Here is a 22935-nt window from a genome sequence, read left to right as displayed (position 1 = left end):
GCGAGTCCCATGCTGTTGCTCGCGCGTACACCACCCCCCCCCCCCCCACCCCCCCCCACCCCCCCCCCCCCCCCCCCCCCCCCCCCCCCCCCCCCCCCCCCCGGCGTCCGGCATCGTGAGGTGGTCTCAGGAGCGGGCCGCCGCCTCGCGCACCCCGTCGAGCAGCCGGGCCTGTTCGAGCAGCCCCGGATCCGGGGTCGCGTCCTTCCGGCGGACCGCGTCGGCGAACTCCCGCAGGGCGTTGGCGCACTGGTCGTCCGGCTCCAGGCGGATGAGCTCGGTACCGCCGTGCCGCTCCCACCGGATCACCGGCGCGTGGTCCGGCAGCGGGGTGAAGGCGGGCTCGACGGTGATCCGGCCCGCGCTGCCGAGCACTTCGTAGCGCGAGGTGTAGTAGTGCTCGAAGCCGAACGCGAGCTGCGCGGTCACCCCGCCTGGGGCGGCCAGCAGCGCACCGCCCGCCACGTCCACCCCGTACGCCGGGTCGTGGCGCAGCCGGGCCCCGGCCACGCGCAGCCCGGGCCCGAGGAAGTGCAGCGCAGCCCGCACCGGGTACGCCCCGACGTCAAGGAGCGCTCCGCCGCCCAGCCGAGCGTCGTACCGGATGTCCGCCGGATCGCGCGGCGGAACGGCGAACGCCGCGGAGAACAGGCGCGGTTCGCCGATCGCGCCGTCCCCGATCAGCTCCCGAACCCTGCGCTGCTGCGCGTGGTGGAGGAACATGAAGTTCTCCCGCAGCACAAGCCCGAGCCGTTCGGCGAGGGCCACGAGCTCTCCGGTCGTCCCGGCGCCATGGGTCAGCGGCTTCTCGGCGAAGACGTGCTTGCCGGCCCGCAGCGCCCGCGCGATCCACTCGGCGTGCAGCCCGGTCGGCAGGGGCACGTAGACCGCGTCCACGTCCTCGCGTTCCAGCAGCCGCTCGTAGCCGAAGACCGGCCGCCCGCCGAAGCGGCCGGCCGTCTCGGCGGCCCTGCCGGCGTCGCGGCTGGCCACGGCGGTCAGCGTGAACTCCGGAAGCCGCGCGGCCGTCGGCAGCACCCGGCGCACGGCGATGTCCGCGCACCCGAGCACACCCCAGCGCAGGGGCACGGTCACGCCGCGCCCTCCTGCGTCAGGTCGAGTTCGCCCTGCGGCCGCCAGAACCGGGGGTTGTCCCGGTACCAGTCGACGATCGCGGGCAGCCCCTCCTCGAAGGTCCAGTGCGGCCGGTAGCCGAGCTGCTCACGGATCTTGGTGTCGTCCACCGAGTAGCGCAGATCGTGGCCCTTGCGGTCCTCGACGTGCCGGACCATGCTCCAGTCCGCCCCGCACAGCTCCAGGAGCCGGCCGGTGACCTCACGGTTGGTGAGATCGCTGCCGCCGCCGATGTTGTAGATCTCGCCGGCCGACCCGCGGGTCAGCACGGCGTGGATCGCCCGGCAGTGGTCGTCGACGTGCAGCCACTCGCGCGAGTTGCGCCCGTCGCCGTACAGCGGGACGGGCAGGCCGCTGAGCAGGTTGGTGATGAACCGCGGCAGGAACTTCTCGGGGTGCTGGCGCGGACCGTAGTTGTTCGAGCAGCGCGTGATGCGTACGTCGAGGCCGTGCGCCCGCCAGTAGGCGCGGGCGACGAGGTCGCTGCCCGCCTTCGAGGCGGCGTACGGGGAGTTGGGCAGCAGCGGCTCCCGCTCGTCCCAGGAGCCGGTGTCGATCGACCCGTACACCTCGTCGGTCGAGACATGGACGACGGTCCGCACACCGGTCGCGAGGCACGCCTCAAGGAGATGCTGGGTGCCGCCGACATTGGTGCGTACGAAGGCGGAGCCGTCCTGCAGGGAGCGGTCGACATGGCTCTCGGCGGCGAAGTGCACCACGGCGTCGTGCCCGGGCAGCAGCAGCCTGAGCAGGTCCTGGTCGCACACGTCGCCGCGGACGAAGAAGAGCCGGGGGTGGTCGGCGGGCAGGTTGTCGAGGCTGCCGGCGTAGGTCAGCTTGTCCAGGACGGTGACCTCGGCATCCTCGAAGCCGGGATACTCACCGGCCAGCAGATGGCGGACGTACGTCGATCCGATGAAGCCGGCTCCGCCGGTCACGAGCAGTTTCACGCGGGCACCTCGGCAAGGGCGTTGTCACCGATGATCAGCCGGCGCGGCCCGGGACCGGGGGAGGCGCCGATGTCGGACCAGCGTCCGATGATGGAGCCGTGCAGGGCGGGGACGCCCCGCACGGAACCGCCTTCCAGCATGATGGATCCGGAGACGGAGGTCTTCTCGAGTACGCAGTCACGGCCCACGGAGACGTCCGGGCCGACGGTGCTGTCGGTGATGACGCTGCCGGCGCCGATGACGACCGGTCCCGTGATCCGCGAGCGCACGACCCTCGCGCCCTCCTCGATCACCACGGCGCCCTCGACCGTGGAGTCGGCGTCGAGTGCGCCACGGACGTCCCTGGACTGCCGGCTCAGCAGGACGCTGTTGCACTCCAGCAGGTCCTCCGGCTTCCCGGTGTCCTTCCAGTAGCCCGCGTACTCGTCGGCGAAGACGCCGCCGGCGCCGTACCGGACGAGGTGCTGGATGGCGTCGGTGACCTCCAGCTCCCCCCGCGCGCTGGGCCGGATGGCCGCGACCGCGCGATGGACGGCCGCGGTGAAGAAGTAGACACCGATGACCGCCAGGTCGCTCGCGGGCTCCTTCGGCTTCTCCACCAGCCGGAGCACCCGTCCCCCCGGACCCACCTCGGCCACCCCGTACGCTCGCGGGTCCTCGACCCGGGAGACCAGGATGCGGGCGTCGCCGCGGTCCGTGCGGAAGCGCTCGGCCGCCTCGCCGATGCCGTCGACGAGGACGTTGTCCCCGAGGTACATGACGAAGTCCTCGTCCCCCAGGAAGTCGGCCGCGATGGCGATGCAGTGGGCCAGGCCGAGCGGCGCGTCCTGGCGGATGTAGGTGATCCGCAGGCCCAGCGCCGAACCGTCGCCCACGACCGCGGAGATCTGGTCGACATGGTCACCGACGATGATCCCCACATCGGTCACACCGATGTCGCGGATGTTCTCCAGACAGTGAGTCAGAACCGGCTTGTTGGCCACGGGGAGCAGCTGTTTGGCCGTCGAATAAGTGAAGGGGCGCAATCGCGACCCCGTCCCTCCGGACAGTACCAGTGCCTTCATGCCGAGCAGAGTGGAGACCACGGCTCAAATCCTGGTGGACACCGGCTCGGGGCACGACCGGCGGCGCACGGGCGTTCCTCGAGTACGCCTTGAGTGCCCCGTCGCATCGTGCGGGGCATGGCATTGGTGCGGAACCCGGCCCGGCAGCGGCCGCAGGAAGCGGAACTCGGCGCATTCTACGAATGGTTCGGTGAACAGAACCGTCTCCATCACTACCACGTGCAGCGGGTCGGCCTCGGCGCCCTCACCGGCTGGCGCCTCGACGAGCGCACCGGGGATCTCGTCCACGCCTCGGGACGGTTCTTCACGATCACCGGACTGCGGGTACGGATGGAGACCGGGCGGGAACGGGAGTGGACCCAGCCCGTCATCGTCCAGCCGGAGATCGGCCTCCTCGGCATCCTCGTCCGGCGGATCGACGGCGTGCTCCACTGCCTGATGCAGGCGAAGATGGAGCCCGGCAACATCAACACCCTCCAGATGTCACCGACCGTGCAGGCCACCCGGAGCAACTACACGGGCGTCCACCGGGGCCGCAGCGTGCCGTACGTGGAGTACTTCATCGGCGACCGCCGCGACACCGTGCTCTCCGACACGCTCCAGTCCGAGCAGGGCTGGTGGTTCCTGCACAAGCGCAACCGCAACATGATCGTGGAGATCGACGAGGACGTGCCGGCGCACGACGGCTTCCGCTGGCTCCCGCTCGGCCTCATCGGCGAACTGCTGACGCACGACAACGTCATCAACATGGACTCCCGTACGGTGCTGGCCTCGATGCCGTACGAGGACCGGGGGACTCCGCCTGCCCTGCACCCGATCCGTGAGGTGCTGCGCCGGCTCACCGACACCCGCGCACGCCACCACCTGGTCCAGCGACGGGTGCCGCTGAACGACGCCCTCGACGCCGGCTGGCGCCTCACCGACCAGGGCATCGCCCGTCCCGACGGCAGGTTCTTCGAGGTCATCGGCGTCGACGTGCAGGCCGAGCGGCGCGAGGTCGCCAGCTGGTCGCAGCCCCTCCTCGCGCCCCGACCCGGTCTCTCCGGCCTGTTCGTGCGGTACGTCGAGGGCGTCCCGCACCTCCTGCTGCACGCGCGCGTGGAGGCGGGCACCCTGAACGTCGCCGAGTACGCGCCCAGCGTCCAGTGCACCCCGGACCACGAGCCCGGGGCCCGCACGGAGAACCCGCTCCTCGACCGGCTGCTCGCGGCGCCGGCCGAGGACGTGCTCCACGACACCGTCCACTCCGAGGAGGGCGGCCGTTTCCACCACGCGCTCACCCGCAACCTGGTGGTGACCGCCGGCGAGGACTTCCCCGACGACCTGCCGCCGGAGTACTGCTGGGTCTCGCTCCACCAGGCCCGCGCCCTGCTCCAGCACAGCAACTATCTGAACGTGCAGGCCAGAACGCTGGTCGCCTGCCTGAACCCGACGCTCGCGCCCTGACCCTGGGGGCGCCCGGCGGCCGCCTGTCGAGTCCTCCTCAAGGGAGTTTCCACTCCCGCCTCCTAGCGTCCCCGGCATGAGAATCCTCGTCATCTCCGGTGGCAGCCGAGGCGCGGTCTTCCCGCTGATCCCGCTCGCCACAGCCGCACGCAACGCAGGCCACGAGGTCGTGGTGGGCGTCACCGAGAACACCCTGCCCACGGTCGCGAGCGCCGGACTGCCCGGCATCCCGCTCACCACGGGCACGATGCCCCAGTTCATGTACAAGGACCGGGCGGGGGTCCCGCTCGTCGAGCCCGAAGACCCGGACGAGTGGAACCTGTTCAACGGGCGCGGCATGGGCCGGCTGGCCGCGGCCAGCCTGAACTCCCTCATGGAGTTCATCGAGAACTGGAAGCCGCAGCTCATCATCGGCGGCTCGCTCTCCTACGCAGCCCCGCTCGTCGCCACCCACTACGGCATCCCCTTCGTCCGCCAGGCGCTGAACATGGGCGAGCCGGAGAACATCGACCTCGGGGCCGCCGCCGAACTGGCCCCCGAGCTGGAGCGCCTCGGCCTGGACACCATTCCCGGCGAGGAGCTGTTCATCGACATCTGCCCGCCGAGCGTGCGCCCCGCCGACCGCACCGCACCCTCCCAGTCCATGCGCTACGTGCCGTACAACACGCATCAGCGGCTCGAGCCCTGGATGTACACCAAGCCCGAGGCGCCGCGCGTCATCGTCTCCGCGGGCAGCCGCGTCACGCACGACTACGAGCTCGACGCCCTGCGGGCGCTCGTGCAGAAGGTCACCCCCCTCGGCTACGAGATGGTGATCGCCGTGCCCGACGAGGTCGCGGCCGACCTCCGGCCGCTGCCCGAGGGCACCCGCGCCGGCTGGCTCCCCGTCGACACCCTGGTGCGGTCCAGCGATCTGCTGGTGCACCGGGCCGGCGGCAACACCATGCTCTCCGCGATGACCGCCGGCATCCCGCAGCTGGTCGTCCCCGCCATGCCCAAGCAGGTCGGCATGACGCAGACGCTGGTGGAGTACGGGGCGGCGAAGATGCTCGTCGACGGCGAGGACACCCCCGAGGCCATCACCGACGCCTGCCGGGAGCTGCTCACCGAGCCCTCGTACAAGCGGCGGTCGCAGGACATCGCGGCGGAGATCGCCGCTCTGCCGTCCCCCGACGACGTCGTGGGCATCATCGAGAAGCTCGTGAAGGGCTGAGCCGATGACGGCGGAGAACCCGACCGTCCGCGCGGAGCGGGACGCGCCCCGGCGCACCCTGTTCCGGGACGACTTCGCCGCGGGCCTGCTCGCCTCCGGCGAGGACGCGCCCTGGCTGCTGAGGCCGGCCGGGGCGCTGCCGCAGGGGGACGGCGTGCCGCGCGCCGTCCCCGGCGGGGGCCTCGTGGTCGATCCGGTCGCGGTCCATCCCACGACGGGCGAGCCGTGCTTCGCGTACGGCACGATGCCCGGCGCCGGTGACGACCACATGCTGTGGCGGGCGATTCCCCGCCGGTTCGCCTCCTCCGGCCTGCCCGGCCACGACGTCGGGCCGGACGGGGCGCTCACCGTCGAGGCGGAGATCGCGACGGAGGCCTTCGGCATGGCGGGCCACCCCTACGGGGACGCCGTGGCCGATCCCCGCGGCGATCTCCGGCTCGGCGCGGGCGCGCTGATCGCCGCCGATGTGGAGACCCGGCTGGTCTTCAACCTCAGCCTCACCGACAGCCGTGTCTTCGCACTGTACGAGCGCTTCTCCGACCCCGCGGAGAAGACCGGGTTCTGCCGCGCGGTACCCGTGGCCGACCGTGTACCGGGGCAGTTCCACCGGCTCGCGATCAGCTACGACCGCGCGGCGGGCACCGCTCGCTGGAGCGTGGACGGCCGGGAGGTCCTCACCGTCGACCGGCTCGGCGGCCGCGGTCCGGGGGACCGGGGCCGGCTGCTGACCGACGAGGGCGGCCCGGAGAGCGAGCTGGCTCCCCGGCAGCTCCTCTGCGGCCTGTGCGTGTTCACCCTGCCGGGCGCCGGCGGTCCCGACGGCGGACCCGCACTGGTGCCGGACGGCCGGCCCGGAGCGTCCGGGCCGTGGGGCCAGGGTGTGCGCCTGGCGGCCCGCTCCTTCGAGGTGAGCGCGCACTGACCGACGGCGCTGCGACGAGGGCCCCCTCCGGTGGAGGGGGCCCTCGTCGTGCGGGTCCGGGTGGGGGGCGGACCCGGGTCGGCGGCTCAGGACAGCTCGTACTCCTCGGGGCGGACCCGGCGGGTCTGCTCCCAGTACTCCTGGGCGGTGAACGGCCAGTTCTGGGCGGTGCGTCCGGCGGCCCGGTCCATCACCCAGTTGCTCACCGACGACCAGCCCCAAGCGCGTGCGCGGTTGGCCTCGTCGAGGCGCTCGTTGAACTCCCGGAAGACGTCCTCGCGCACGTCGAGCGAGCGGTGTCCGCCGGCCAGGAGAAGCCGCAGCGCGTCGAGGACGTACGACATCCCGCACTCGGAGAAGTAGAAGATGCTGCCGCCCTGGCCGGAGAGATTGGTGTTGGGGCCGTACAGGCAGAAGAGGTTCGGGAAGCCGGGGACGGTCAGCCCGAGATAGGCGCGGGCGCTGCCGCCCCACGCCTCGTGCAGGTCCGCCCCGCCGCGACCGGTGACCCGCATCGGCGCGAGGAAGCGGGAGGCCTCGAAGCCGGTCCCGTAGACGATGACGTCGGCCGGGTGCTCGGTCCCGTCGGCGGTGACCACCCCGGTCGGGGTGATCCGCTCGATCCGGTCATCGACCAGCCGGACGTCGTCCCGCTTGAGCGTGCGGAGCCAGGAGCCGTCGTCGCGGAGCACGCGCTTGGCTCCCACCGGGTAGCGGGGCAGGACCTTGGGCAACAGCTCGGGGGCGTCGGCCAGTTGCTGCTCGATGTGCCGGGTGAGGACGGCCCGTATCCGCTCGTTCCCGGCGGACACCGCGCGCTCGGTGGGGGGATAGTCCGGGTCCACGATCCAGTTCTCCAGGACGCCGTGGAGTCCGGGGGCGAAGAGCCAGAAGCGGTACCAGGCCGCGTAGTACGGCACGTGCTCGAGCAGCCAGCGACCGCTCTCGGTCATGGGCGCGTGGTAGTGCGGGGTGGGCCGCAGCCACGGGGGTGTGCGCTGGAAGACGACGAGCTCGCCGGCCGTTCCGGCGAGCTCCGGTATGAACTGGAAGGCGCTCGCTCCCGTGCCGATGACGGCGACCCGCTTGCCGCGCAGATCCACCGAGTGGTCCCATCGCGCCGAGTGGAAGGCCGGGCCGGCGAAGCTGTCGCGGCCGGGCAGGTCGGGCAGGCTCGGACGGTTGAGCTGGCCCACGGCGCTGATGAGCACCTCGGCCGCCGTGGTGTCCGTCCCGCCCCCGGGCGTGCGCAGGGTGAGCGTCCAGCGCGCGCTCTCCTCGTCCCAGTCGGCCGCCGCCACCTCCGTACCGAACCGGATGTGTTCGTAGAGTCCGTGTTCCTTGGCGAAGTCGCGGAAGTACTCCTGGAGTTCGGGCTGGGTGCAGAAGTGGTCCGGCCAGTCGGTCCGGGTGGCGAACGAGTAGCTGTAGAGGTGGCTGGGCACGTCCACCCGGCAGCCCGGGTAGCGGTTCTCGTGCCAGGTCCCGCCGACGTCGTCGTTCTTCTCGTAGACGACGAAGGGCACGCCGGCCTGGGCGAGCCGGTGGGCGGCGAGCAGTCCGCTCAGGCCGGCCCCGATGATCGCGACGCGCACCCCGGGGCCCGGCGTGAGGTCGTCCGCGGTCCACCCCGGCGCCCTCGGGTCGGCGTCCGGCGGCAGGATCTCCTCGGCGAGGAGCGGCAGCAGCCCGCTCGTGTCCACGCCCATCGCCCAGGTCGTGATGCGGCGCAGCGTCTCGGCGTCCGGGGGCGGCGGAGGGACGGAGCCGCTCTCGCGGTGGAGCGCGAGTGCCTCCAGGGCGAGGGCGCGCACCGCCCTCAGCCGCTCCTCGGTCCGCTCCTGCGGGAGCGAGAGCCAGCCCTGGGGGTCGGACCAGGCATCGAGGAGGGAGAGGTCTCCGGTGAGATGGGCCACCGTCATCAGCAGCGCGGCCGCGTCCGCGTGTTCCAGATGGGCCTCGATGGCCGCGTCATCGACGGTGATGGGACGGACTGCGGTGTGGAACGGCATCGCGGCGCCTCCGTATCGGCTGTTCTGTGCGGATCAACGTGTTGCCTTCAGCCGCGGACGATGTCCAGATTGGCCATCATTCCCATCGAGGAGTGGTCGATGAGATGGCAGTGGTAGTAATAGCGGCCGGAATAGGGGAAGTTGAAGGTGACCAGAATGCGCGCGGTCTCCGCGGGCATGATGCGCACCGTGTCCTTGAGGCCCGCTTCCCCGGGCTTCGGTGCGACTCCGTTGATGTCGAGAATGCGGAAGTCCACCAGATGGATGTGGAAGTTGTGCGGGATGAAGTCCAGGTTCTTGATCTCCCACACCTCGGTGTCGCCCCAGCGCACGGTGGTGTCGGCGCGGCTCTCTGCGTACATCCTTCCGTTGATGAAGCCCTCGCCGGTCGTCTCGTTCATGTCGAGTTCGAACTTCCGGGTGACGGTGGGCTTCAGCGGTGCGGGCAGCGTGGCGAGCCGGGCCGGTACGGAACTCGTGTCGGACGCGGTGCGCACGACGTCGAAGCGCATGATCTCCTTCGTCGAGTCCTGGGGGAACAGCGAGTTCTGGAGGACGACCGAGGTGCCCACCGGATAGCGGGAGAAGTCGACGACGATGTCTCCGCGCTCGCCGGGGGAGAGGGGCAGGCTCGTCGTCACGTACGGCTCCGCGAGAAGGCCCCGGTCGGAGGCGATCTGCGTGAATTCGTGACCGGTGGAGAGCCGGAACTCGAAGGGGCGGAGATTGGAGCCGTTGAGGATACGGAGCCGGTATTTCCGCGCGGCGACCTGGAAATAGGGCTGGGGCTTGCCGTTCACGAGGATCTGCGGGCGCGTGTCGAATTGGTGGTCGAAGAACAGCGAGCCGTCCGGGTTGAGACCGATGTCGCGGACGACGATCGGGACGTCGTACTGGCCCTTGGGCAGGGGCAGCGCGGCCTCGTTGTCGTCGGTGATCAGGTAGAACCCCGACATGCCCCGGTAGACGTGCTCCGCCTCCTTGTGGTGCGCGTGGTCGTGGTACCAGAGCGTCGAGGCGACCTGCGGGTTGAGATACGTGTAGTTCCGGGTGGCGCCGGGCTGCACCAGGTCCATCGGGCCGCCGTCGTTCGCCGGGTCGACCACGGCGCCGTGCAGATGCATCGAGGTGCCGGCCGTGAGCGAGTTGGTCTGCTTGACGACGGTTCGGCGGCCCGACCTGGCCCGGATGGTGGGACCGGGGAAGGTCCCGCCGTAGGTGAGGACCGGCGTCTGCACGCCCGGCAGGATCTCCACCGACGCCGGCTGGACCGGAAGGGTGTAGTAGTCGGTCGTGGACGTGGTGCTGGTGGGTCTCAGCACCGGCGGTATGGGCATGGCGGTGGCGAACGGGGTGGTGATCGGGGCCAGCTGGGTGGCCGTGTCGGCCGCCGGTACGGGCCCGAGAGCCCCCGGCGACCGTTCGACCGTGCCGAGGCCACGGGCGTACAGCGCTCCGGTGACGGCCAGTGAACCGCCCGCCGCGGCCATCAGGGCGAGTACTTCGCGTCGGGTGGAAGCCATGGGTTCTCTCCTCGGTCTCCCCGGGGGGTCAGCCCCTGAGGTGGTGGTCGGCGTAGGTGCTCGCGGCGGGCTCCAGCTGGAGCGCCACGTGGGTCGAGGCGGCGTTGACGTCACGCCAGAAGCGCTGGATGGGGCTGGCCGTGGACTGTCCTGTGGTGCCGGCGGCGCGGAAGAGCCGGTCCACGGCGTCGGTCAGCCGGCGGACCACGACCGCGCAGTCCCGCAGATTGCGCGCCGTCTCCTCCTTGGTGACGGCGGCGCCCCGGTCCGCGACGACCGAGGCGCGCTCCAGGAGCATCCCGGCGGCGTCGATCTCGGTGGAGGACTCGGCCAGGACCAGTTCGTACGGGGAGGGGCTGACGATCGGCCGTCCCGGCTGCCGGCCCACCCGCACCTTCTCGGAGACGTACGCGGTCCAGGAGGCGAGGGCCCCGCGCGCGGCGCCCAGGGCGGGGGTGACGAACGAGAGGCCGTTGGCGGCCTGGAGCGGGACCGAGTGGCAGGCGGCGGTGGAGTCCACGGCCCGGCCGGTGAACAGGTCGCCGCGGTCGAAGGACCGTACGGCGGGGACGAAGACGTCCCGGACGATCACGGTGTTGCTGCCGGTGGCCTGCATGCCGATGCTCGACCAGTCGTGGATCACCTCGCAGGCCGACCGTGGGACGGCGAACATCGTCGGCTGAGGGGCCCGCTCGGTGGGCACCATGGCGCAGAGCAGCACCCAGTCCGCGAAGTCGACGGCGCTGACGTAGGGCCAGGTGCCGGAGATCCGCCAACCGCCGTCGGCGGCCTCGGCCTTGCCGACGGGGATCAGCGAGCCGGTGACGACGGCGTCGGGGCCGTCGGCCCAGATCTCGGCGAAGCCGGCGGCCGGCAGGAAGGCCGCCATCCGGGCCAGATTGGCGAAGAGCGAGGCGGACCAGGCGGTCGCGGGGCAGGCCTCGCCGAGCGTGGCGACGGCGGCGGACAGCTCGACGAACGTGCCCGCCTTCCCGCCGTGCTCCGTGGGGACGAAGTGGCGGGCGAAGCCGGCCGAGACGACGGCCTCGACCACGTCGGGGTCGAGTTTGCGCGCCGCCTCGGCCGAGGCGGCGCGATCGGCGGCGATCGCCGCGATGTCGACGGCTGCCGAAGCGAGTCCGTTGTGAGGCTGCGCGTGGTCCAGCATGCTTGGGCACTCCTCGAACCGATGGCCGGATGTTGTCCGCGGAGACTTTCGGCCGGAGCAGTGGAAATCGGCTCAAACTCCGCTGGAGTTGTGGCTCGACCGGGAATTGAGTGGTCCTCCACCGGCGCTCCGTACACCTGGGATGACATCTGCAGTCCGTGGTCGCGGTTGCGGCCGTCACACCGGCACACGAGAGACAAAGGTGCGGAGTGTCAGCAGAGGAACTGGTCGGAGTCTGGCGGCTCGTCTCGTACGTGGACCTCGACGCGTCGGGAGAACCCACCGAAGGGCCGCTCGGCCCGGACCCCACAGGACTGTTGATCTACCAGGCCGGGGGCCACATGTCGGTCTCCATGATGCGCGGAGACCACCGGACCGCCCCGGCGGACGCCACGCACTTCATGGGGTACGCGGGCACGTGGCGCCTCGACGCCGGACAGGTGCGGCACGCCGTGAGCGTCAGCGCCCACGCCTTCCAGGCCGGGACGGAACTCGTACGGGACTGGGAGCTGACGGGCGATCTGCTCACGCTCCGGGGAACGGCGGTCCTCGCCGGCCGGACGCAGCCCCGCGTCCTCACGTGGCAGCGCGTCGACCCGGCAGGAAGCCCACGACCCCAGCATCACGCAGTGGAGGAAACACACTCATGAAGGCCCTCGTCTCCCCGTCGTACGGCCCCGTCGAGGCGCTCGAACTCGTCGAGCTGCCCGTCCCCGCCCCCGGCCCCGGCCAGGTGCAGGTGAAGGTCCACGCCGCGGCGCTCAACCCGCTCGACGTCATCCTCATCACCGGCCGCCTCAAGGCCGTCCTCCCCGTCGAGCACCCGTTCGTGCCGGGCATGGACGCCGCCGGTGTCGTGACCGCCGTCGGCGAGGGCGTCACCGGCTTCGCGGTGGGCGACGAGGTCGTCGCCTTCACCCACGACACCACGGGCACCGTCGCCGAGTACACCATCGTGGCCGAGGGGCCCGGTCTGGTGCGCCGCCCGGAGGGCCTGGACGCCGTCAGGGCCGCCGCGCTCCCCGTGACCTCGATGACCGCCTCCGCGCTCCTCGCGGCGGCCGAACTGAAGCCCGGCCAGACCGTCCTGGTCGTCGGCGCCACCGGCGGCATCGGGTCGTTCCTCGTCCAGCTGGCCGCCCGCGCGGGCGCCGAGGTGCTGGCCACCGCGCAGGGCACGGACCGCGACTACGTCCTCGGTCTGGGCGCCCGGCACGCCATCGACTACACCGTGACCGACACCGTCGAGGAGGCGCGCCGGCTGCGGCCCGAGGGCGTGGACGTGGCGATCGACCTGGTCAACGGCGGCCCGGCCGTCGAGGCGACGGCGGCGGCGGTCAAGGACGGCGGCCGGCTCGTCTCCTCCATCGGCGTCCCCGAGACGCTGGAGCGTTCCATCACCCCCGTCCACGTCGGCGTCGAGGGCGGCATCGGCCTCCTCGAGGGCATCGTCGGCCAGGTCGCGGCGGGCGAGCTCGCGGTCGAGGTCAGCGCCACCTACCCGGCCGACCGCGCCGGCCAGGCGTACGTCGACTTCGTGGCAGGCAAGCACACCCGGGGCAAGGTCGTCGTCACCTTCTAGCCGCTCAGCGACAAGGGTATTTCCTATGAAACTCTGGCCTCGTCTGGCCGTTCTCCCGCTCCTCACGGCCGTGTGCGCGGCGGCCCTGCCCGCCGCGGGCTCGGCCGCCGCGAACGGCACCGCGACCGACCGCGTGACCGACCCCGCGCCGGCCGCCGGGAAGCCGTACCGGATCGTCTGGGACGACTTCCGTAGCGGCTTCAACCCCGAGGGGAAGAAGCCCCGTTGGGCCTTCCCCCAGGCCGGCTCGTTCATCACGAACGACGGCGTCACCCGCACCTCCGCCCAGGGCCTGCGACTGGTGGCGGGCGGTACCAACCCGCGTACCGGGGAGCCCGCCTTCACGCACACCGTGCCGCAGGAGTCGCCCGAGGGTGGCCTGCCGGGCGGCCTCGACCATGTGAAGTGGCTGGCGTTCACCAACCACCAGTCCTCCGCCGGGTACCAGGGCTTCGATGCCGAACCCGGCCGGGTGCTCTCCTGCGAGACGACGATGTCGGGCCGTACGTACGGCACGTCGGGCCACCCCTTCGGCACCGCGGTGCAGGACCCCGACGACGATCTGCGACTGGCCTCCGCCGGCATGCCCGTCCTCGACCCCGAGACGTCGATGATCTTCGACTTCTTCGTCAGCAACAAGCGGGTCTACGTCTTCTACGAGAGGGTCACCGACAACCGCGCGCGGCTCGGCGACTACGCCGCCTTCACCTACGCGATCCCGGTCGCCGACCGCGCCCCGGGCGACTTCCACCGCTTCAAGATCGCCTACGACCGGTCCGCCGGTGTCGTGCGCTGGCTGCTCGACGGCAAGGAGGTCTTCACGGTCGACCGCATCGGACACCGCCTGAACACCCGCGAGAACCTGATCCTCGACCACGGCGGCACGGAGACCGAGGTGAGGCCACGTCAGCTCAGCTGCGGCATGGGCCTGTTCTCCATCCTCGACGGCGCGCGGCCGGGCGCCCGGGACGACAGCGCGCTGGTCCGCCTGTCGCCTGCGCAGAACCGCTACTTCCGGCCCAGCACCGGCGCGCCCGCCCCGCAGACGTTCCGCGACGACACGAGCGCGGAGGGCAGCCGGCTCTTCGGCCAGGGCGCGAGCATCGACATGCGCCGCCTGATCGTCGCCAGCGTGCCGGCCTCCTGATCCCGCGCGCTCTCCTCGGACGACGAGATGCCCGGCCGCGATCCGCGGCCGGGCATCTCGTCGTCTGCGCGTCCTAGCCCAGGGCGGAAGCCGCATGCGCCATGGTCGTCATGCTGTTGCGGCCCAGTGCCTCGCGGACGTACGCGCGGGCGTCGGCGAGCGTGGCGTCGGGGCCCAGGACGTCGCTCACCGCCGCGGGGTCGATCGCGACGGTGTGGCGAGCCGTCGCCACCGGACCCTCCGGGCCCTCGGCGAAGGTCCACAGCCCGCTGTGGCCGGTGAGGAGCTTCGGCGTCACCAACTGCTTGTACGCGATCCACTCCGGGGCCCGGCACACCCGCACCGAGCGCGTGGTGTGCGCGGAACCGTCCGCGGTGACCGTGTCCATCTCCAGCTCCTGGACGCCGGGGACGTCCTCGGTCATCCGCACCCGGGAGACGTGCGGAAGCCGCTCCGCCCACAGGTCCGCCCGGTTCACGAACGCGTACGCGTCGGCCACCGGGACCTTGAGGGCGAGCGTGTCGACGAACGAGAACACGACGTCCTCGACCGGATGGCCCAGCTCCGCGATCCGGGCCAGCGCGGCCAGTTCCTCGGGGCTGTTGCGGTCCAGGGCCGCGGTGACCCAGCCCACGGCGTCCGGATCGGCGTCGGCGACGGTGAACTCATGGAGCAGCACCACCTCGGTTCCGCCGCCGGGGAGCGCGCGCAGGATCCACTCCCCGGCCATCGAGGCGATCGGCGGACGGCTGTGCTCCTGGCGGAACGTGATGCGCAGCCCCTCGGGGTCCAGGGTGCGGCGCGAGGTCCAGTTCGCGACCGCGCCGTTGACCGTCGCCCACAGCGAGAAGCGCTCCTCACGCTCACCGCGTTCGAGGTGCTGGACATGGACGCTGGGGCCGAAGACGGCGGGCCACAGGGTCACGTCCGACAGCAGCCGGTAGAGGGCTTGCGGTGACGCGGACACCTGACGGCTGTGCTCGGTGCGGTGGAGCTGGGGTGTGCTCATGGACGCGGGTCTCCTGCTTCCGGTGGGTGCGACGGGATCGTGACGGTGCCCGCAGCCGCGATCGCGGGTGCGGGCACCGTGTGTGTGGGGGGTGGGCAGGGGGGAGTGGTCAGCCGACGGCCGGGACCGCCCCGTTGACCAGGTCGAGCAGCGCGCGCGGCGTCTCGACCTCGGCGAGGGCGTCGTCCGCCACCTCGACGCCGTACTCCTGGGTGATCCGGGCGGCGCTCTCCATGAGGGCCAGGGAGTCGTAGCCGAGGTCCTCGAAGGTGGTGTCGAGGATGTCGCCGCTGAGGTCGATCTCCTCGCCCTCGCCGGCGCAGGCCACGAGGATCCGCTTCAGATCGTCGAGTTCCAGTACTGCCATGGGTGGTCGTCTCCTTGGTCGGTGCGGTGGTGAGTGAAGTGCTTTTCCGTGCGGCTCAGCTCTGCGGAGCGCTCACGACGACGGCCGAGTTGAAGCCCCAGCGTCCGCGGGCGAGGACCAGCGCGTGGCGCACCGCGAGCCCGCGCGGTTCGCCGGTGACGAGGTCGATGCCGTACGCCTCCGGGACCCGGGAGGTCCGTCCGGTGGCGGGGACGACCCCGTCCCGGATCGACAGGACGGCCGTCACGACGTCCACCGGGCCGCCGCCCGCGTACAGGCGGCCGATCAGCGCCTTGGGCGCGGTCACCGGCACGGCCCGCGGTCCGAACACACCGGTGACGGCCTCGGCCTCCGCCCGGTCGAGGTCGGCCACGCCGGCCCCGTCGGCGAACACCACGTCGATGTCGCCGGGTGCGAGACCGGCGTCGGCGATGGCCAGTTCGGCCGCCCGCCGCAGACCGGGCGGGCGCTCGGAGTCGGAGCGCGGGTCGAACGTCGAGGCGTATCCCGCGATCTCTCCGTGGATGCGCGGTGCCCCGCGCTCTCGGGCCGAGTTCTCGTCCTCGATCACGAGGATCGCCCCGCCCTCGCCCGGCACATAGCCGGAGGCGTGGGCGTCGAAGGGCAGATACGCGCGCTCGGGGTCGGAGGAGCTGGTCACGCGCCGGCTCGCCAGCTGCGAGGCGTACCCCCAGGGGTCGAGCGCGGAGTCGACGCCACCGCTCACGACCAGACGGGTGCCGCGCTGTACGGTGCGGCGGGCGTGGCCGATGGCGTCGAGCCCACCCGCCTGCTCGCCGACGAGCGCCGCGCTCGGGCCGCGCATCGTGTTGCGGATGGAGATCTGGCCGGTGTTGACGGCGTAGAACCAGGCGAAGGACTCGTAGACGCTGACGAATTCGGGTCCCTTGCTCCAGAGCTTGTGGAACTCGCGGTGCGTGAACTCGAAGCCGCCCTGGGCGTTGGAGGTCACCACACCCATGCTGTAGTCCGGGACCTCCCCGGAGCCGATCCCGGCGTCGGCGATCGCCCAGTCCGCCGCGGTCAGTCCCAGCCGGGTCGAGACGTCGGTCTGCGGGAGCAGCCGTCCGGGCAGGTGCTCGGACGCGGTGAAGTCGTCGATCTGGCCGGCCAGCCGGGACGGATAGCCCGAGGCGTCGAAGCGGGTGACGGGACCGATGCCCGTCTCGCCGCCGAGGACGGCCTTCCAGTAGCGGTCGATGCCAAGGCCGTTGGGGGCGGCGACGCCGATGCCGGTGATGACGGTACGGGTGCTCATGCCGCCACCGCCTCGGGCCGGCGCAGCACCATCGCGCTCTGGAAGCCTCCGAAGCCGCTGCCGACGGAGAGGATGGCGTCCATCCGGTGCTCGCGGGCGGTGATCGGGACGTAGTCCAGATCGCATTCGGGGTCGGCCGTGTGCAGATTGGCCGTGGGGGGTACCACGTTGTGCCTCAGGGCCAGGGCGCAGGCCGCGATCTCGATCGACCCGATGGCCCCGAGCGAGTGCCCGACCATCGACTTGATGGAGCTGACGGGAACGTCGTACGCGTGCTCCCCGAGGCTCCGCTTGAAGGCGGCGGTCTCGTGCCGGTCGTTCTGCTTCGTGCCGGAGCCGTGCGCGTTGATGTAGTGCACGCCCGTGGGGTCGAGACGGGACTCGTCCAGAGCGGCCCTGATCGCCTCCGCCAGCTCGCGGCCGTCCTTCTTCAGACCGGTCATGTGGTAGGCGTTGCAGCGCGTCGCGTAGCCGCTGATCTCCGCGTAGACGTGCGCGCCGCGCCGCTTCGCCGCGGTGTACTCCTCCAGGACGAACATGGCTGCTCCCTCCGCGAGGACGAAGCCGTTGCGCGAGCCGTCGAAGGGACGGGAGGCGTGCGCGGGGTCGTCGTTGCGCGGGGTGGTGGCCTTGATGGCGTCGAAGCAGGCCACGACGATGGGGGAGATCGGGGTGTCGGTGGCCCCGGCGACGACCGTGTCCACGGTGCCCTCGCGGATGAGCTGCACCGCGTAGCCGAGCGAGTCGAGTCCCGACGTGCAGCCGTCGGAGACCATCGTCACCGGGCCCTCCGCGCCGACGGTCCAGGCCACCTCGGCCGGCATCACGCCGGGGCTGAGGTAGTCGAACATGTGCGGCGACAGATAGTCGGTGCCGACCTGCCACTTGCGGCCGGCGTCCGACATCATCAGGTACTCGTTCTCCAGGCTGGTGGCGGACGCGACCGCGCTGCCCAGGCTGACCCCGATGCGGTGCGGGTCGAGCGTCCCGAGGTCCAGGCCGCTGTCGGCGACCGCCTCGCGGGTGCAGGCCACGGCGAACTGCGTGGCCCGGTCCATCCGCTGGACCTCCCGCGGGGTGAGGCCCTCGGCCTCGGCGTCGAAGTCGACCTCGCCGGCGATCCGGGACCGGAACCGCGAGGCGTCGAAGAAGGAGATGGCCCGGGTGGCGGTGCGCCCGGACGACAGCAGGTCCCAGAACTGTGCGGTGCCGACACCTCCCGGGGCGCGTACGCCGATACCGGTGATCACCACGCGCCGGCTCATCGCGCGACCTCGCCGTCCACGCGGGCCCGGCGGGGCCTCATGACCCGGCCTCCGTCCGTACCGAACATCCCAGTCCCTGCCTCTCGCCGTATCAGAAACACTGGCGCGGACCACACTCCGCGCTCGGCCTCGAGCAAGGCTCGAACCCGGGTGGGGGGAGCACGGAGTCCCGGCCGGGGAGGGCCCGGCATACGGAAGAACCCCCGTGAGCCCTTCCTCACGGGGGTTCCTCCTCTTTCCGCCTGCGACGTGAAGGTTGAGAAGACGATCACGGGCAGGACGTTCTTCAGATGGCGATCAGCGGGGTGCGCCCCTTGGCGTCCGTGTAGCGCTTCTGCACGTCCTGCCAGTTGACGACCTGCCACATGGCCTCGATGAAGTCCACCTTCTGGTTCTTGTACTGGAGGTAGAAGGCGTGCTCCCAGGCGTCGAAGACGAGGACCGGGACCGAGCCCTGGCCCACGTTGCCCTGGTGGTCGTAGATCTGCTCGACGATCAGCCGGCCACTGACCGGCTCGTACGCGAGGACGCCCCAGCCGGAACCCTGGGTGGTCGCGGCCGCCTTGGTCAGCTGGGACCTGAACTTCGCGAAGGAGCCGAAGGACTCGGCGATCGCGTCCGCGAGGTCGCCGAGGCCGTCGGCCGCGAGCGGCTCGCCACCGCCGCCGTCCTTGGGGCTGTCCATGTTGTTCCAGTAGATGCTGTGCAGGATGTGGCCGGAGAGATGGAACGCGAGGTTCTTCTCCAGGCCGTTGATCGCGCCCCACTGCTCCTTGAAGCGCGCTTCCTCCAGCTGCTCGAGGGCGTCGTTGGCGCCCTTGACGTAGGCGGCGTGGTGCTTGTCGTGATGCAGCTCGATGATCTCCGGGCTGATCACCGGTTCCAGCGCCGCGTAGTCGTACGGAAGTTCAGGAAGTGTGTAGATCGCCATGCCGGGCCCTCCCACTGCTTATTGCACATCATATGCAAGTGCAGGTTAGCAGCAACAAGATCGACGGCACGCGAAGAACCCCCGGACCGACCGGTCCGGGGGTTCTCGTTCTGCGACAGTACGCGGTGGCGTCAGGCGTCCTGGCGCGCGACCGTCGCCTTCTGCCGGACGAGGCCGATGACGGCCAGCACCACGGTCATGGCGCCCGTCGCGTAGAGCTGCACGCGCGTGCCCTCCTCGCGGGCCATCAGGAAGAGGATCACCGCCATGCCGGCCAGTGCCACCCAGGTGAGGAACGGGAAGGCCCACATCCGCACGACCAGCTTCTCGGGCGCCTCGCGCTCCAGCCGGCGGCGCAGTACCAGCTGCGAGGCCGCGATGAAGATCCAGACGACCAGGATCACGCCGCCGATCATGTTCAGCAGCCACGGGAAGATGGTCTCGGGAGACCAGTAGTTGAGGCCCACGCATACGAAGCCGAAGAAGCAGGAAGCGAGCACGGCCGGGCGCGGCACGCCGCTGGAGACCGTGCCGAGCACCTTCGGACCGAGGCCGCGCTGGACCAGCGAGAAGGCGATGCGCGAGGAGCCGTAGATGTTCGCGTTCATCGCGGACAGCAGGGCGATCAGCACCACGATGTTCATGATCTGGCCGGCGGCCGGAATGCCCAGGTGGTCGAGCGCGGCGACGTACGGGCCCTTCTCGGCGACGGCCTTGTCGTTCCACGGGACCAGCGTGACGATCACGGCCATCGAGCCGATGTAGAACAGCGAGATCCGCCACATCGCGGTCCGCACGGCCTTCGCGACGCCCTTGACAGGGTTCTCGGACTCGGCGGCGGCGATGGTGACGGTCTCCATGCCGCCGTACGAGAACACCGAGGCGAGCAGACCGATCACCAGGCCCTCGCTGCCGTTGGGCAGGAACCCGCCCTCGCCGAAGAGGTTGGCGGTACCGGGGGAGTCGGTGCCGGGCAGGACGCCCAGGATGGCGAGTACGCCGAGGCCGAGGAACAGGGTGATCGCGCCGACCTTGAGCGCGGCGAACCAGAACTCGAACTCGCCGAAGTTCTTCACGGCCGCCAGGTTGGCGCCGCAGAAGATCAGCATGAAGAGGGCCACCCAGGCCCACTCCGGAGTACCGGGAAGCCAGCCGGTGACGATCTTCGCCGCACCGATGCCCTCAAGGCCCACGGCGACGCTGAGCAGCACCCAGAACGCCCACCCCGCGGTGAATCCGGCCCAGGAGCCGAAGGCCCGCTCCGCATGGGAGGAGAACGAGCCGGAGGACGGATGGGCGGCCGACATCTCGCCGAGCATGCGCATCACGAGCATGACGAGCAGGCCGGAGAGGGCGTAGGCGACGACGATCGACGGGCCGGCGGCGGCGATACCGGCACCGGAGCCGACGAAGAGTCCTGCGCCGATGACACCGCCGAGGGCGATCATCGAGAGGTGGCGCTGCTTGAGGCCGTGGGTGAGTCCCTGCGAGGGGGGCGCCGTGTCGTCCTTGCGGTCGACGGGTGCGGGCGCGGTGGTCCGTGACATGGGCCGCCCTGTTCATTGGCTGCGACGGGGGAACGGCCCACAGTCTGGGTGGGTCACCGCTTACAGGGCACGCATGTCCGCTATACGGTCACGATCTTGACGCAAAGTGAAGATTCATGACCGAACTGTGCGCACCTCCCGCAGCCACGCCACCAGCAGGACCGCTCCGGTGGCCGCGCCCGACCACAGCACCTGCGGCCGCGCCCCGTCGTCGGTCAGCATCAGCCCCAGGACCGCCGCCATCGCGGCCAGCGCCGTCCAGGTCAGCCAGGGGAAGCCCCACATCCGCAGGGTCAGGGTCTCCGGCGCCTCGCGCTCGATCCGGCGGCGCAGCCGCAGCTGGGAGACCGCGATCAGACCCCAGACGAAGAGGAGCACCGCGCCGACCGCGTTGAGCATGTAGAGGAAGACGGAATCCGGCCACTTCAGATTGAGCAGGACGGAGACGAAGCCGAAGGCCACCGACGCGAGCACCGCCCGGCGCGGCACCCCTCCCCCCGAGACCGTCAGCAGCCCCTTCGGCGCCTCGCCGCGCTCGGCGAGCGAGAAGACCATCCGCGAGGAGCCGTACAGGTTCGCGTTGAGCGCCGACAGCAGCGCCACGAAGACCACGACGTTCATGACCTGGCCGGCCGCCGGCACCCCGATGGAGTCCAGCACGGCGACGTACGGCGACTGGCCCGGCCGCATCGAGGTCCAGGGCAGCAGGGTCACGATGACCAGCATCGAACCCACGTAGAAGAGGAGGATGCGCCACACGGCGCTGCGCACCGCCCGCGCCACGTTGCGCGCCGGGTCGGCGGACTCGGCGGCCGCGATCGTCACGACCTCCAGACCGCCGAAGGCGAAGATGACGGCGAGGACTCCGGAGACGACGCCCTCCCAGCCGTTCGGCAGGAAGCCGCCCTGGCCGGTCAGGTTCGCCGTCCCCACCGGGTCGGTGTCCGGGAGCCATCCGGCGATCGCCAGCGCGCCCAGGACCAGGAAGAGGACGATCGCGCCGACCTTGAGCGCGGCGAACCAGAACTCGAACTCGCCGAAGTTCTTCACCGCCGCGAGGTTGGCGACGGTGAACACGATCATGAAGATCAGCACCCAGCCCCACTGCGGGACGCCCGGCACCCAGCCGTGCGCGATCCGCGCCGCGCCCGTCGCCTCCACCGCGAGCACGACGACCAGCAGGAACCAGTACAACCAGCCCACCGAGAAGCCCGCCCACCGGCCGAGCGCCCGCTCGGCGTGAACCGAGAACGCGCCCGAGGCCGGCATCGCCGCCGACATCTCGCCCAGCATCCGCATGATCAGCATCGCGAGCGCGCCCGCGATCAGATACGAGAGGACGATGCCGGGCCCGGCGACCGCGATGCCCGCTCCCGAACCGACGAAGAGCCCGGCCCCGATGACCCCGCCGAGCCCCAGCATCGTCAGGTGACGCTGCTTCAGTCCGTGGGAGAGGGGCTCCGGTCCGGGGGCCAGGGGAGCCGGGGCGACAGGAGGTGCGTCGTGCATGTGGGGGGCTCGTGCCTTCGGAAGCGTTGCGGAAGGGTTTATGGAGACCCCACAGTCTCGCTGTTGACCGTCCTCTGGCGCAAAAAGGACCTCTCGCCAGGTCCTCCTCGTGACGAGCATCACGTGGCGCGAGGTGTGGGCGCGGTTCTTTGTCCGGTCTCGACGAACGGCTCAACCTCCCCTTTGTGGGCGGCTGATGGTGATCGGTCGTTCGCTCCTCGACTACGGTCGATGCATCCTGCACACACCCTCACCCCGCGGAGTACCGATGAGCACCGCCGTCGCCCCTGTCCGTTCCCTCCGCTCCGGGACGGTCCTCGCCGACCTGCTGCCCTCCAGTCGCGCCCGCGACATCGCGCTCGTCGTCGGCGGCGCCGCCCTCACCGGCATCGCCGCGCAGATCGCCGTCCCGGTCCCCGGCTCCCCGGTCCCCGTCTCGGGCCAGACCTTCGCGGCCCTGCTGGTCGGCACCGCGCTCGGCGCCCGCCGCGGTTTCCTCTCCCTCGCGCTGTACGCCCTGGTCGGCATGGCGGGCGTGCCGTGGTTCGCGGAGGCGTCCTCAGGCTGGGCGATGCCGTCCTTCGGCTACATCCTCGGCATGCTGCTCGCCGCCACCGTCGTCGGCGCCCTCGCGCGCCGCGGTGCCGACCGCTCCGTGCTCCGCACGGCGGGCGCGATGGCGCTCGGCTCCCTGATCATCTACGCGGTCGGCGTGCCGTACCTGGCGTTCGCCACCGGCATGTCGCTCCCGCAGGCCGTCGCCGCCGGCCTGACCCCGTTCCTGATCGGCGACGCGCTCAAGGCCGCGCTGGCGATGGGCGCGCTGCCGACGGCGTGGAAGCTCATCGGCCGCAAGGGCTGACGCGA

Annotated in this window: 20 protein-coding genes; 7 read left to right on the top strand and 13 right to left on the bottom strand. The window is 71.3% G+C overall.

What is annotated here, in order from left to right; all coding sequences use genetic code 11:
* Positions 1-126: 126 nt before the first annotated feature.
* Genes ACZ4VI_RS13365 through ACZ4VI_RS13355 form a run of 3 tightly spaced genes read right to left on the bottom strand, consistent with a single transcriptional unit; the run spans position 127 to position 3148 of the window.
* Positions 127-1095 carry a Gfo/Idh/MocA family protein gene (locus ACZ4VI_RS13365; protein ID WP_467999301.1) on the bottom strand — a complete coding sequence of 323 codons (969 nt, stop codon included), beginning with the start codon at positions 1093-1095 and terminating at the stop codon, positions 127-129.
* The gene (gene rfbB / locus ACZ4VI_RS13360) at positions 1092-2084 is read right to left on the bottom strand and encodes a dTDP-glucose 4,6-dehydratase (protein ID WP_467999300.1); all 993 of its coding nucleotides are present in this window, start codon (positions 2082-2084) and stop codon (positions 1092-1094) included. Before rfbB ends, ACZ4VI_RS13365 begins: the two co-directional genes overlap by 4 nt.
* On the bottom strand, positions 2081-3148 hold the full coding sequence (locus tag ACZ4VI_RS13355; protein ID WP_467999322.1) for a glucose-1-phosphate thymidylyltransferase: 1068 nt from the start codon (positions 3146-3148) through the stop codon (positions 2081-2083). The genes rfbB and ACZ4VI_RS13355 overlap by 4 nt, the downstream gene beginning before the upstream one ends.
* Before the next feature lie 117 nt (positions 3149-3265).
* On the opposite strand from ACZ4VI_RS13355, the gene ACZ4VI_RS13350 reads away from it, so the two are divergent.
* From ACZ4VI_RS13350 to ACZ4VI_RS13340, 3 genes are all read left to right on the top strand, one after another.
* On the top strand, positions 3266-4594 hold the full coding sequence (locus ACZ4VI_RS13350; protein ID WP_467999299.1) for an NDP-hexose 2,3-dehydratase family protein: 1329 nt from the start codon (positions 3266-3268) through the stop codon (positions 4592-4594).
* 76 nt (positions 4595-4670) lie between these two features.
* Positions 4671-5807: a glycosyltransferase gene (locus ACZ4VI_RS13345; RefSeq protein ID WP_467999298.1), complete on the top strand. Its 1137-nt coding sequence runs from the start codon at positions 4671-4673 to the stop codon at positions 5805-5807.
* A gap of 4 nt (positions 5808-5811) precedes the next feature.
* Positions 5812-6729 carry a DUF6081 family protein gene (locus ACZ4VI_RS13340; RefSeq protein WP_467999297.1) on the top strand — a complete coding sequence of 306 codons (918 nt, stop codon included), beginning with the start codon at positions 5812-5814 and terminating at the stop codon, positions 6727-6729.
* 86 nt (positions 6730-6815) lie between these two features.
* On the opposite strand, the gene ACZ4VI_RS13335 is transcribed toward ACZ4VI_RS13340, so the two are convergent.
* The 3 genes from ACZ4VI_RS13335 to ACZ4VI_RS13325 are packed head-to-tail and all read right to left on the bottom strand — an operon-like array spanning position 6816 to position 11432.
* Positions 6816-8741 (bottom strand): flavin-containing monooxygenase, encoded by a 1926-nt coding sequence (locus ACZ4VI_RS13335; RefSeq protein WP_467999296.1) that lies wholly within the window; start codon positions 8739-8741, stop codon positions 6816-6818.
* 47 nt (positions 8742-8788) lie between these two features.
* Positions 8789-10264 (bottom strand): multicopper oxidase family protein, encoded by a 1476-nt coding sequence (locus ACZ4VI_RS13330; protein WP_467999295.1) that lies wholly within the window; start codon positions 10262-10264, stop codon positions 8789-8791.
* A 28-nt stretch (positions 10265-10292) separates the two neighbouring features.
* Positions 10293-11432, bottom strand: coding sequence for an acyl-CoA dehydrogenase family protein (locus ACZ4VI_RS13325; protein WP_467999294.1), 1140 nt, complete (start codon positions 11430-11432; stop codon positions 10293-10295).
* A 209-nt stretch (positions 11433-11641) separates the two neighbouring features.
* Between ACZ4VI_RS13325 and ACZ4VI_RS13320 the strand changes: the two genes are divergently transcribed.
* From ACZ4VI_RS13320 to ACZ4VI_RS13310, 3 genes are read left to right on the top strand one after another with little or no spacing between them, the layout of a single operon-like run.
* Complete coding sequence (locus ACZ4VI_RS13320; protein WP_467999293.1) at positions 11642-12082, top strand: lipocalin-like domain-containing protein; 441 nt, start codon at positions 11642-11644, stop codon at positions 12080-12082.
* Entirely contained in the window at positions 12079-13014 is a 936-nt protein-coding gene (locus ACZ4VI_RS13315) for an NADP-dependent oxidoreductase (protein ID WP_467999292.1), read from the top strand. The genes ACZ4VI_RS13320 and ACZ4VI_RS13315 overlap by 4 nt, the downstream gene beginning before the upstream one ends.
* Positions 13015-13039: 25 nt before the next feature.
* Complete coding sequence (locus ACZ4VI_RS13310; protein ID WP_467999291.1) at positions 13040-14161, top strand: DUF6081 family protein; 1122 nt, start codon at positions 13040-13042, stop codon at positions 14159-14161.
* Positions 14162-14234: 73 nt separating this feature from the next.
* On the opposite strand, the gene ACZ4VI_RS13305 is transcribed toward ACZ4VI_RS13310, so the two are convergent.
* The 7 genes from ACZ4VI_RS13305 to ACZ4VI_RS13275 form a co-directional block, all read right to left on the bottom strand.
* Positions 14235-15170: an aromatase/cyclase gene (locus tag ACZ4VI_RS13305; protein ID WP_467999290.1), complete on the bottom strand. Its 936-nt coding sequence runs from the start codon at positions 15168-15170 to the stop codon at positions 14235-14237.
* A 109-nt stretch (positions 15171-15279) separates the two neighbouring features.
* Positions 15280-15537 (bottom strand): acyl carrier protein, encoded by a 258-nt coding sequence (locus ACZ4VI_RS13300; protein ID WP_467999289.1) that lies wholly within the window; start codon positions 15535-15537, stop codon positions 15280-15282.
* 55 nt (positions 15538-15592) lie between these two features.
* Positions 15593-16816, bottom strand: a complete 1224-nt coding sequence (locus ACZ4VI_RS13295; protein WP_467999288.1) for a ketosynthase chain-length factor — start codon at positions 16814-16816, stop codon at positions 15593-15595.
* Positions 16813-18081, bottom strand: a complete 1269-nt coding sequence (locus ACZ4VI_RS13290) for a beta-ketoacyl-[acyl-carrier-protein] synthase family protein (protein WP_467999287.1) — start codon at positions 18079-18081, stop codon at positions 16813-16815. The genes ACZ4VI_RS13295 and ACZ4VI_RS13290 overlap by 4 nt, the downstream gene beginning before the upstream one ends.
* A gap of 286 nt (positions 18082-18367) precedes the next feature.
* Positions 18368-19012, bottom strand: coding sequence for a superoxide dismutase (locus tag ACZ4VI_RS13285; protein WP_467999286.1), 645 nt, complete (start codon positions 19010-19012; stop codon positions 18368-18370).
* Positions 19013-19143: 131 nt separating this feature from the next.
* Positions 19144-20559 (bottom strand): amino acid permease, encoded by a 1416-nt coding sequence (locus ACZ4VI_RS13280; protein WP_467999285.1) that lies wholly within the window; start codon positions 20557-20559, stop codon positions 19144-19146.
* Between the two features lie 114 nt (positions 20560-20673).
* Positions 20674-22068 (bottom strand): amino acid permease, encoded by a 1395-nt coding sequence (locus ACZ4VI_RS13275; protein WP_467999284.1) that lies wholly within the window; start codon positions 22066-22068, stop codon positions 20674-20676.
* A gap of 268 nt (positions 22069-22336) precedes the next feature.
* Here ACZ4VI_RS13275 and ACZ4VI_RS13270 point away from each other — a divergent pair, with 268 nt between their 5' ends.
* Entirely contained in the window at positions 22337-22930 is a 594-nt protein-coding gene (locus ACZ4VI_RS13270) for a biotin transporter BioY (protein WP_467999283.1), read from the top strand.
* Positions 22931-22935: the final 5 nt, after the last annotated feature.

The organism is Streptomyces sp. NPDC029169, assembly GCF_055563935.1.
The sequence above is the reverse complement of the archived record's forward strand: the minus strand, read 5'-3'. Positions and strand labels throughout refer to the sequence as shown.